Raw genomic sequence first — 10,743 nt, 5'->3', positions numbered from 1 at the left:
GTAGTGTATAAAATGTTGAAAAAGATGCAACTAAATCCCGGCTGGTCAAACCACGATTTTATGCTATTTTGCGGTGTTTACCACAAATAACGCAAATGATTTTCGTGCTTTTTACAGCATATACATGCCGCCGTTGACATGGATCGTTTCACCGGTAATGTATGCCGCCTCCTCGGAGGCGAAAAAAGCAACAGCACTGGCAATTTCTTGCGGAGAGCCAAGACGATTTGCCGGAATCCGGGACAAAATGTCCGCACGGTGTTCATCTGTCAACGCTTCAGTCATATCAGTCGCAATAAAACCGGGCGCCACCACGTTTACCGTGATGCCGCGCGAGGCGACTTCACGAGCCAACGATTTGCTAAAGCCAATCAATCCGGCTTTGGCCGCAGCATAATTCGCTTGCCCGGCGTTACCCATGGAGCCTACAACAGAACCAATGGTAATGATTCTGCCGTAACGCTTTTTCATCATCGCGCGCATTACCGCCTTTGACATGCGGAAAACGGATGTCAGGTTAGTATCAAGGATAGACTGCCATTCGTCTTCCTTCATGCGCATCAGCAGATTATCACGCGTGATTCCGGCATTATTCACTAAAATATCAGCTTCGCCAAATTCTGCGCGCATTTTCTCTAAAAGAGAATCAATAGATGCGAGGTCGGAGACATTCAACTCCAGTCCTTTGCCCCGATTGCCCAGATAGGCGCTGATACCGTCGGCGCCCTGCCCGCTGGTGGCCGTGCCTATTACCGTCGCGCCGCGCTCGGCCAGCATTTCGGCGATGGCGCGGCCGATCCCGCGGCTGGCGCCGGTGACCAGCGCTATCTTGCCTTCAAAACTCATGGAATTCCCCATAATCAGTGCCCAAGCGCCGCGGCCAGCGACGCGGGATCGTTAATCGCCGCGCCGGAAAGGGTATCGGCGATGCGTTTGGTCAAGCCGGTCAGCACTTTGCCCGGCCCGACTTCCAGCACCTGGTCGACCCCCTGCGCGGCGAGGTATTGAACCGTTTCGGTCCAGCGCACCGGATTGTACAGCTGGCGCACCAGGGCCAGGCGTATCGCGTCCGGATCCGTTTCCGCCCTCACGTCAACGTTATTCACCACCGGCACGCCGGGGGTGGAAAAAACCATGTCCGCCAATGCCTGCGCCAGCTTATCCGCGGCGGGTTTCATCAACGCGCAGTGCGAGGGTACGCTGACCGGCAACGGCAAAGCGCGTTTCGCGCCGGCCGCCTTGCATGCCGCGCCCGCACGCTCGACCGCTTCTTTATGCCCGGCGATAACCACCTGGCCGGGCGAGTTGAAATTCACCGGCGACACGACCTGTCCCTGCGCCGCTTCACGGCAAGCCTGCTCGATGGCGGCGTTGTCCAGGCCGATAATGGCCGACATGGCGCCGACACCCGCCGGCACGGCTTCCTGCATCAGCCTGCCGCGCAGCGCGACCAGCCGCGCCGCCGGGGCGAAATCCAGCACGCCCGCGCAGACCAGCGCCGAGTATTCACCCAGGCTATGGCCGGCCAGCCATGCCGGCTGTTGTCCGCCCTGCTGCTGCCAGACGCGCCAGATAGCCACCGAGGCCGTTAGCAGCGCCGGCTGGGTTTGCCAGGTTTTATTCAGCTCTTCCACCGGACCTTGCTGGGTCAACCGCCACACATCGTAGCCTAACGCGGCGGACGCTTCTGCGAAGGTGGCCTCAACCTGGGGAAATTGTGCGGCCAGCTCCGCCAGCATTCCGACGGTCTGGGATCCCTGGCCCGGAAATACCATTGCCAATACTGTCATTTTTATTTTCCTGTCAATTCAAAACCGAATCAAGGCCGAACCCCAGGTGAAACCGCCGCCGAATGCCTCGAGCATAACCAGCTGCCCGCGCTGAATCCGGCCGTCGCGCACCGCTTCGTCCAATGCCAGCGGCACCGAGGCGGCGGAGGTATTGCCGTGGCGATCCAGGGTCACCACCACCTTATCCATGCTCATGCTCAGGCGTTTTGCCGTGGCGGTAATGATGCGCAGGTTGGCCTGGTGCGGCACCAGCCAGTCCAGCGCAGAGTGTTCCAAATGATTGGCGTTCAGGGTTTCATCGACAATGTGCGCCAGTTCGGTCACCGCCACCTTGAACACCTCGTTGCCCGACATGGTCAGGAACGCCGGCGCGGTCGGATCGATGCGGCTGTGGTACGGCAGGGTCAACAAATCGCCATAGCGCCCGTCCGCGTGCAAATGGGTCGACAAAATGCCCGGCTGATCGGAGCGGCCGAGCAGCACCGCGCCCGCGCCGTCGCCAAACAGGATAAGCGTCCCGCGATCGGTGGGGTCCAGGGTGCGGCTCAAGGTATCGGAGCCTATGACCAGCGCATATTCCACCGCGCCGTGTTTAACATATTGATCCGCCACGCTCAGGGCGTAGGCAAAACCGGCGCAGGCCGCCGCCATGTCAAAAGAGATGGTGTCGCGAATGCCCAGATGATGCTGGATTTCGCACGCCGAGCTGGGAAAGGCGTTGCTCGAGGAGGTGGTGGCGACGATGATCAAACCCACCTTGGCCGCCTCGACGTCCGCCATTTCCAGCGCATGCCGCGCGGCGATGTAACCCATGGTGGATACGGTTTCTTCCGCGCCGGCAATGCGGCGCTCACGAATACCGGTACGCGTCACGATCCATTCGTCGGAGGTATCCACCATTTTTTCCAGGTCCGCATTCGACCTTATTTGTGCCGGCAGAAAGCTGCCGGTACCGAGAATCTTTGTATACATGTACGCTTAATCACTCTTGGGTAAAACCGCATCAAGGCGCGCGGCAATCCGCTCGGGAATCCGCCGCTCCACCGCTTGCATTGCCTGTTCGATAGCGACGGTAAACGCGCGCTGATTCGCCGCCCCGTGGCTTTTGATAACCGTGCCACGCAAACCTAACAGGCAAGCGCCATTATACTGGTCGGGATTAAGATGGCCGAATTGGCGGGCAAGGCGTTTTTTCACCCAGCGCTTGACGAGTTTCATCAGCCAACCCTGCCTGCCGCCGTCCCCTGAGGATTTAAGCAAAGACAGAAATAGTCTTATCACCCCTTCCATGGTCTTTAATGTGACATTGCCGACAAACCCATCGCAGACCAGCACATCGGTCTTCCCTGTCAGCAACTCGTTGGCTTCAAGATAACCTATATAATTGATTGACGGAATACTTCTGAGCAGCGCCGCGGCCTGGTGGATATTATCCAGGCCCTTGGTCTCTTCCTCGCCGATATTCAGCAGCGCCACCCGCGGGTTGTCCACACCCACGATATCCTCCGCCATCACCGCGCCCATAATAGCGAACTGGGCCAGCATCGCCCCGTCGCATTCCACGTTGGCGCCGAGGTCCAGCACCACCGTCTTGCCGCGCTGCTGATGCGGCAAGACGGTCATCAGCGCCGGACGCTCGATGCCGTCCAGCGGTTTGAGCAGCATTTTCGCCAATCCCATCAGCGCCCCGGTATTGCCGGCGCTGACGCAGGCCTGGGCCTTGCCATCCTTGAGAAGCTCAAGCATGACGCGCATCGAGGTGCCGCGGCTCGCCCTGATGGCCTGGGATGGTTTGGCGTCACTGGCAATAACGGATTCGGCGGGAACAACCGTCAATCGCTCAAGCAGAACGGAATCAGTTTTTATCAGTAAAGGATTTATCGCAGCGGAACTGCCGACAAGCAGCAAGGTTAATTGCGGATGATAAGCCAGTGCCTGCAATGCAGCAGGCACTGTCACGGCGGGACCGAAGTCGCCGCCCATAGCATCTAACGCCAGGGTTAGACGTATCAATGTATCGCCTTGTAATTACTTGGCGATAACTTTGCGACCGCGGTAGAAACCGTCGGCGGTGATGTGGTGACGCAGGTGGGTTTCACCGGAGACTTTGTCCACTGATACGGTAGAGGTGGTCAGCGCGTCGTGTGAACGGCGCATGCCACGGGTAGAACGGGTGGGTTTATTCTGTTGTACGGCCATGGACCTTACTCCTTAATTACTTTCGCTTTAAACTGGCTAATACGGAAAACGGGTTAGGTTTTTCAACCTCGGACGGCAGCTTGCCGAATACCTGCTCCGCGTCGGACACTTCACAGTGTTCAGTATCATGAACCGGTGCGATCGGCAGCGAAAGAATAACTTCATCTTCAATCATTGCCAGCAAATCTATCTCGCCGAAACCATCGACATAAACCGCTTCATACGCTTCCGGCAATGCTTCAGCCTGCTCGTCGGTGACAACCGGGCTGAAACAAAATGTCGTGTGTACCTGATGGGCGAACGGCTGATTGCAGCGCTGGCACAAGAGCGTCACCGCGACGTCCGCACTGCCGTCGATCACCGCCAGGCGTTGATTATCAATATTAAATGACAACGACGCCTGAACATCACTATCCACACTTACCACGGATTCGGCAATACGCTTTACCTGCTCAGGCGCATAGACACCAGCATAGTCCAGGCGCTTCTGTGCAGTACGGGCCGCATCGATAGTCAGGGGTAATTTTACTTTTTGCATAGGGCGCGCATATTAACTTTGTAACGACATAGAGTCAAAGAAAAAGGCCATATTTACCCGCCTTTCATCAATATTCGCTTCCGAAGCGGCGAACAGTTTAAAATGGCGCACTGAAATACGCCATCGTTGGATGAAAAAATATGTGCAAAATTGTCTTGGCTTCCTCGTCACCGTTTCGCCGCGCGCTCATGGAAAAATTGACTCTGCCGTTTATCGCCGTCGCGCCGGACATCGACGAAACGAAGCGTGCGGACGAATCGGCGGAGCGCATGGTGCTGCGCCTGGCCGAGGGCAAAGCCCGCGCCCTGGCGGGCCGTTACCCCGCCCATCTGATTATCGGCTCCGATCAATGCTGCGTGCTTGAGGGCCGCATTACCGGCAAACCCCATACGCGCGAGAACGCCATCGGCCAGCTGCGGCAAGCCAGCGGCCGGCGCGTAACGTTTTATACCGGTTTGGCGCTGCTTAACAGCCTCACAGGCGCGATACAGCGCACGGTGGAACCCTTCCATGTCACCTTTCGCACCCTGACCGACGCGGAAATAGCCGGTTATGTGGCGCTGGACCAGCCGCTGCACAGCGCGGGCAGTTTCAAGAGCGAAGGCCTGGGAATCACCCTGTTCGACGCGCTCGAGGGGCGCGATCCCAATGCGCTGATCGGCCTGCCCCTGATGGCGCTGACCGCGATGCTGCGCAACGAGGGGATAAACCCGCTGCTGGCGAACGCTCGGGCCATCTCCTGAACCCGGCGCGCCGGCAACCGGGTAAACTTATTTATCGTTGGCGCGCAGGTAAACCAGGCAATGGCGCAGGCCTTTATCCAGCGGTGCTTCGATACGCATGGTTTCGCCGGTGGCGGGATGATCGAAACGCAGGGCGGCGGCATGTAAAAACAGCCGGTGCAGGCCCGATCCCTTGAGCTGCTGGTCGAATTGCGCGTCGCCGTAGCGATCGTCAAAGGCAATCGGATGACCGGCATATTGGGCATGGACGCGAATCTGGTGGGTGCGCCCGGTCACCGGGCTGGCTTTAACCAAAGTGGCGTGGACAAAACGCTCTTCCACCTTAAAGCGCGTTTCCGACGGTTTGCCGTCATCGCCCACCCGTACGATACGTTCGCCGCTGGCGAGGATATTTTTCAGCAGCGGCGCGCTGACCGTCTTGGTCTGCGACGGCCACTCCCCGGCCACCAGCGCCAGGTAATCCTTTTGCATGCCTTTCATGCGCAGCTGCTCGTGCAGCAAACGCAGGGCGGACCGTTTTTTGGCCACCAGCAACACCCCGGAGGTATCACGATCCAGGCGGTGCACCAATTCCAGGAAACGGGCGTCCGGACGCAGCGCGCGCAGTCCTTCTATCACGCCGAAGCTTAGACCGCTGCCGCCGTGCACCGCCGTGCCGGAGGGTTTGTTCAGGATCAGCAGGTGGTCGTCTTCATATAGCACCGCTTCCGCCAACGCCGCCACTTTATCCAGCAGCGGCGAGACGGCGGTTTCATCCGGCGCGGACTGGCGCACCGGCGGGATGCGCAGGACATCGCCGTCAAGCAACTTATATTCCGGCTTGATGCGTTTTTTATTGACCCGCACTTCCCCTTTTCGCACGATGCGATAAATCATGCTCTTCGGTACGCCTTTTAATCGGGTACGCAAAAAGTTGTCGATCCGCTGGCCTGCCTCATCCGCGGAAACGGTTATAAACTGTACGGCTACATTATTTTCATTCATGGGAGGCGATTCTAAATATACCGCCACCATAGCGCCACTCCTTTTTCTGTGCTTAACTGTGCTTTAATTGGTAAAAAAGTTTTTCGGGTGAATTTCAGCCGCGCAGCAGGCGGGCCAGGCAGAAATGTAACCATAAGTCGGAATCTTGTTGCCAAGAGGTAAAGTCGCCTTGCTATATGAGTGTCAGCGGTGGAATAATGTATAAACTTTCCACTCTGCGCGCGTTAAAGGCGAGAAATCGTGGAATTTTTAAATTTGCCTGAATAATCATACACGCGGCAATGGCGTAAGACGTAGTGATTAATCAGGCAGTTAGCGGGCTGCGGATTGCAGCTTGGCCGGCAAAAGGGATTCGTTCTGGCGACCGTTATCAGACGCTATTCCCGCTGTAAATGCGCTGTCTTTCTCTCCGAAAACAGGCTACCGAAACAATGCGCCCCTCTGCGAGCGACAACCGTGAGGTTGACGGTTTCGCGACAAGTCACGGGGCCGTCGGTTATCACCCGGTCATGCGTTTTTTTGCCCGCAGCTCTGATGCCAATGCATAAAAAAGAGTAAGTTACGATGAAGAGAATGTTAATCAACGCAACTCAGCAAGAAGAGTTGCGCGTTGCTCTGGTAGATGGCCAGAAGCTGTATGATCTGGATATTGAAAGCCCGGGTCATGAACAGAAAAAAGCTAATATTTACAAGGGTAAAATCACCCGAATTGAGCCAAGCCTTGAAGCGGCGTTTGTCGATTACGGCGCCGAGCGTCACGGATTCCTACCCCTGAAAGAAATTGCCCGCGAGTATTTTCCCGCGCAATACGCTTCCCACGGCCGCCCGAATATCAAAGACGTGCTGCGCGAAGGACAGGAAGTGATTGTCCAGGTCGATAAGGAAGAACGCGGCAACAAAGGCGCGGCGCTCACCACCTTTATCAGCCTGGCCGGCAGTTATCTGGTGCTGATGCCTAACAATCCCCGTGCCGGCGGGATCTCCCGTCGTATCGAGGGCGATGATCGCACTGAGCTGAAGGAAGCGCTGTCGTCGCTGGAACTGCCCGACGGCATGGGCCTTATCGTCCGTACCGCGGGCGTGGGTAAATCCGCCGACGCGCTGCAGTGGGACCTGGCTTTTCGCATCAAGCATTGGGAAGCGATAAAAAAAGCCGCCGAAGGGCGTCCGGCGCCTTTCCTGATCCATCAGGAAAGCAACGTCATCGTTCGCGCCTTTCGCGACTATCTGCGTCCTGATATCGGCGAGATCCTGATTGATAACCCCAAAGTGCTGGAAAAAGCGAAAGAGCATATCGCTTCCCTCGGGCGCCCCGATTTCAGCAGCAAAATCAAATTGTACAGCGGCGAAATTCCGTTGTTCAGCCATTACCAGATTGAATCGCAGATAGAATCCGCCTTCCAGCGCGAAGTGCGCCTGCCCTCCGGCGGTTCCATCGTTATCGACACCACCGAAGCGCTGACCGCCATCGATATCAACTCCGCCCGTTCAACCCGCGGGGGGGATATCGAGGAAACCGCCTTTAACACCAACCTGGAAGCCGCGGACGAAATCGCCCGTCAGTTACGCCTGCGCGACCTGGGCGGCCTTATCGTCATCGACTTTATCGATATGACCCCGGTGCGTCACCAGCGCGAGGTGGAAAATTGCCTGCGTGAATCCGTGCGCCAGGATCGCGCGCGCATCCAGATCGGCCGCATCTCGCGCTTTGGTTTGCTGGAGCTGTCGCGCCAGCGCCTGAGTCCGTCTTTGGGCGAATCCAGTCATCATGTGTGCCCGCGCTGCGGCGGTACCGGCACCATTCGTGATAACGAATCGCTGTCGCTGTCGATTCTGCGCCTGATTGAAGAAGAAGCGCTGAAAGAGAATACCCACGAAGTCCATGCCATCGTGCCGGTGCAGATTGCCTCGTACCTGCTCAACGAAAAGCGTGACTCCGTCAACGCCATCGAACGCCGCCAGGGCGGCGTTCGGGCGATTATCGTGCCGCACGATCAAATGCAGACCCCGCATTACGCGGTACTGCGCGTACGCAAGGGCGAAGAAGCGCCGACCCTGAGCTATCTGTTGCCGCAGTTGCACGAAGCGGAAATGGCCCAGCCGTCCGAAGAACCGGCCGCCGAGCGTAAGCTGCCTGAACAACCCGCCCTGGCCGCGTTCGTCATGCCGGATTCACCGCCGATGGCGCCTGAGCCTGCGGTTGCCGAACCCGCGCCGCTGGCCCGGGAAACCAGCGCCAAGGCCGTCGCCAAACCCGCTACAGCGTCCACGGTAGTCGAACCGGCAACCGCCGGATTATTTAGCCGTGCCGTCACCCGCCTGAAAAGCTGGTTCAGCGACCCGGAAGAAGATACGTCGGTAAAAACCGCCGAACCGGCGGCGCAGCCGAAGGAAGAGGCTCCCGCCGCGGAAGCCGCCGAGGCGCCGCGTCGTCCGCAGCAGGATCGCCGCGGCCAGCGCCGCCAGAACGTTCGCCGGGATCGTAACGGCGAGCGTGGCGGCGAGCGTGAGCAGCGCGCCCCGCAGGAAGGCCGCCAGCCGCGCGAAGCGCGTGAACCGCGGGAGCCACGCGAACGTCGCGAGCCGCGGGACGATTTGCGCAAGGGCAAGCGCCAGAACGCGCCGGTCGAAGCCGAAGCGCTCGACGTCGCGAAACCACAGCTTGAGGACGAGCAAACGCCGCGCCGCGAACCGCGCGCCGACCGTCCGCGTCGTCGCCAGGAAGATAAGCGTCCGGCCCAGGAAACCAGGCCCCTGCCGGTTGAAGCCGAAATCGAAACCGAGATCGAGGTGATAGAACCGGAAACGGTGGTTCTCGCCGAGCCGGTGAATGATGACGATAAACCTACGCCTGTCGTGCCGCGTCGACCTCGTCGCAATCTGTCCCAGAAGGTTCGGGTTACCGATGACGCCGACACCGGCGCGCAGGTCGCCGCCGTAAGCGATCCGGTGGAAACCGTATCGCAGCCTGAGATTTTGTTCCAGGCCGGCGGCGCAACGCCCGACATTATGTTCCAGACCGAGGACGCCCCGGCGCCCGAGGGATTGGATAATAACGCACAGGAAGGCCGCAACGGCAATGAAGCGGGCCTGCCCCGCCGTTCGCGCCGTTCGCCGCGCCATCTGCGGGTCAGCGGCCAGCGCCGCCGCCGTTATCGCGACGAACGTTATCTGGGACAATCGCCGATGCCGCTGAGCAGCGCGGTGGTTTCTCCCGAGATGGCGTCAGGCAAGGTATGGATAAGCTATCCGATTACGCCGATTGAACGTTTCGAGCAAAATCCGCCGGCGGCGGAGCTGCCGGTACCGGCGCCTGCCGTGGCGGAAAATGTGACGCCGCTGCCGGAACCTTCGGCGACACGCGCGGAAAACGCGTTGGCTGAGCAGGCCGCAAGCGGTGCCGGCGGCGCGGAGGAAACCCGTGGCCGCGAGGTGGCCAATGCGCTCGACAGCATCATCGACGACAGCGCTGCCGCGGTTGCCACCACCGACGCCCTGGCGCCGCGGGAATTGCCCGCGGCAACCCTGGTTCCGCTTGAGCCGACGCCGGCCCAAGTGTCGCCGGCAGGCCGGGTGCCCGACGTCGTCAGCCCGGAAGATCGGGACGTGGCGCGGGAGACCCTGGCCGAAGCCCAACCGGCCGCGTCGACCGACGAGGACATGGCGCGGCCCGCAGATGAGCAACGTCATTCCTCCGCCGCTTCGTTTGCCCCGCAGGTACTGGAAACGTCCGCGCAGGTCCTGCCGCACCAGGAAGGGCCGGCAAGCGTAACGCCGGCGACGGTAGATATCCCACCGGCGGTCATCCTGCTTTCCGACGCTATTATCGCCGCCATGCAGGTATCGCGGTTGGCGCCGGCGTCACAGACAGCGCCGGTCGGTGTCCCGGTTGATGCTCAGGTCACAGGCGAACAGCCGGTCCCGGTGTCGTCCACCGCTGAAGCTCAACCGGTACCGGTATCGTCCGCGCCTGAAGCTCAACCGGTGCCGGCATCGTCCGCTCCTGAAGCTCAGCCGGTCCCGGCCTCATCGACGCCGATCGCCAATGAGACGCCGATCGCCAATGAGCAGCCGCCTGCGTCCACCACGATCCCGGACGCGCAGCGGGAAGGGCCGGCCGAAGGCGACGAGGCGCAGAGCCTTAAGCATGTCAGCGCCCCGATGACCAAGGCGCCCGCGCCGGTTTATATTCCAGCGCCCGAGCCGGTGAAGGAATGGCATCGCCCGGAATACCGGTTCGAGGGACGCGGTTCGGCGGGCGGCCATGCCGCCGCCAACCAGGCCGCCGCCCCGGCGACCCGGCCAACGCCGCAGGATGACGACTGATATGTTCCTGAAAAACCCGCTTCGGCGCTGAGGGATCCCCACTAAATCAGCGCTAATAAACCAGCACCATACTTCGGTAGGTTTTGGCGAGGTGATTAAGAACAGCATCCAGTGCCGTTCGCTTTAAAATTAGCGGAGAGTGTCGCAAGACATTTTCCGCTAA

At 59.5% G+C, this 10,743-nt stretch carries 9 protein-coding genes; 2 read left to right on the top strand and 7 right to left on the bottom strand.

Annotation, left to right across the window (positions count from 1 at the left end; all coding sequences use genetic code 11):
• Positions 1 to 111 precede the first annotated feature (111 nt).
• Genes fabG through yceD form a run of 6 tightly spaced genes read right to left on the bottom strand, consistent with a single transcriptional unit; the run spans position 112 to position 4,527 of the window.
• Entirely contained in the window at positions 112 to 846 is a 735-nt protein-coding gene (gene fabG, locus VGC33_RS19775) for a 3-oxoacyl-ACP reductase FabG (protein WP_331122493.1), read from the bottom strand.
• Between the two features lie 14 nt (positions 847 to 860).
• Complete coding sequence (fabD, locus tag VGC33_RS19770; RefSeq protein WP_331122492.1) at positions 861 to 1,790, bottom strand: ACP S-malonyltransferase; 930 nt, start codon at positions 1,788 to 1,790, stop codon at positions 861 to 863.
• A gap of 18 nt (positions 1,791 to 1,808) precedes the next feature.
• Positions 1,809 to 2,762 (bottom strand): beta-ketoacyl-ACP synthase III, encoded by a 954-nt coding sequence (gene fabH / locus VGC33_RS19765; protein WP_331122491.1) that lies wholly within the window; start codon positions 2,760 to 2,762, stop codon positions 1,809 to 1,811.
• A 6-nt stretch (positions 2,763 to 2,768) separates the two neighbouring features.
• Positions 2,769 to 3,803: a phosphate acyltransferase PlsX gene (gene plsX / locus VGC33_RS19760; protein WP_331122490.1), complete on the bottom strand. Its 1,035-nt coding sequence runs from the start codon at positions 3,801 to 3,803 to the stop codon at positions 2,769 to 2,771.
• Positions 3,804 to 3,818: 15 nt separating this feature from the next.
• Positions 3,819 to 3,989 (bottom strand): 50S ribosomal protein L32, encoded by a 171-nt coding sequence (gene rpmF, locus VGC33_RS19755; RefSeq protein WP_162364591.1) that lies wholly within the window; start codon positions 3,987 to 3,989, stop codon positions 3,819 to 3,821.
• Between the two features lie 16 nt (positions 3,990 to 4,005).
• Complete coding sequence (gene yceD, locus VGC33_RS19750) at positions 4,006 to 4,527, bottom strand: 23S rRNA accumulation protein YceD (protein ID WP_331122489.1); 522 nt, start codon at positions 4,525 to 4,527, stop codon at positions 4,006 to 4,008.
• 140 nt (positions 4,528 to 4,667) lie between these two features.
• Here yceD and VGC33_RS19745 point away from each other — a divergent pair, with 140 nt between their 5' ends.
• Positions 4,668 to 5,270, top strand: a complete 603-nt coding sequence (locus tag VGC33_RS19745; protein ID WP_331122488.1) for a Maf family protein — start codon at positions 4,668 to 4,670, stop codon at positions 5,268 to 5,270.
• 27 nt (positions 5,271 to 5,297) lie between these two features.
• Here the strand turns inward: VGC33_RS19745 and rluC are convergent, their stop codons facing one another.
• Complete coding sequence (gene rluC, locus VGC33_RS19740; protein WP_331122487.1) at positions 5,298 to 6,254, bottom strand: 23S rRNA pseudouridine(955/2504/2580) synthase RluC; 957 nt, start codon at positions 6,252 to 6,254, stop codon at positions 5,298 to 5,300.
• 564 nt (positions 6,255 to 6,818) lie between these two features.
• Between rluC and rne the strand changes: the two genes are divergently transcribed.
• On the top strand, positions 6,819 to 10,580 hold the full coding sequence (gene rne / locus VGC33_RS19735) for a ribonuclease E (RefSeq protein ID WP_331122486.1): 3,762 nt from the start codon (positions 6,819 to 6,821) through the stop codon (positions 10,578 to 10,580).
• Positions 10,581 to 10,743: the final 163 nt, after the last annotated feature.

Origin of the sequence: Acerihabitans sp., from assembly GCF_036398755.1 — a bacterium.
Taxonomy (GTDB): Bacteria; Pseudomonadota; Gammaproteobacteria; order Enterobacterales; family Enterobacteriaceae; genus Acerihabitans.
This window is presented reverse-complemented; position numbering and strand designations above follow the sequence as displayed.

What these genes read in the sequence shown, in the direction of transcription:
- fabG (WP_331122493.1), bottom strand. Translation starts at nt 846, where the DNA reads ATGAGTTTTGAAGGCAAGATAGCGCTGGTCACCGGCGCCAGCCGCGGG.
- fabD (WP_331122492.1), bottom strand. Translation starts at nt 1,790, where the DNA reads ATGACAGTATTGGCAATGGTATTTCCGGGCCAGGGATCCCAGACCGTC.
- fabH (WP_331122491.1), bottom strand. Translation starts at nt 2,762, where the DNA reads ATGTATACAAAGATTCTCGGTACCGGCAGCTTTCTGCCGGCACAAATA.
- rpmF (WP_162364591.1), bottom strand. Translation starts at nt 3,989, where the DNA reads ATGGCCGTACAACAGAATAAACCCACCCGTTCTACCCGTGGCATGCGC.
- yceD (WP_331122489.1), bottom strand. Translation starts at nt 4,527, where the DNA reads ATGCAAAAAGTAAAATTACCCCTGACTATCGATGCGGCCCGTACTGCA.
- VGC33_RS19745 (WP_331122488.1), top strand. Translation starts at nt 4,668, where the DNA reads ATGTGCAAAATTGTCTTGGCTTCCTCGTCACCGTTTCGCCGCGCGCTC.
- rluC (WP_331122487.1), bottom strand. Translation starts at nt 6,254, where the DNA reads ATGAATGAAAATAATGTAGCCGTACAGTTTATAACCGTTTCCGCGGAT.
- rne (WP_331122486.1), top strand. Translation starts at nt 6,819, where the DNA reads ATGAAGAGAATGTTAATCAACGCAACTCAGCAAGAAGAGTTGCGCGTT.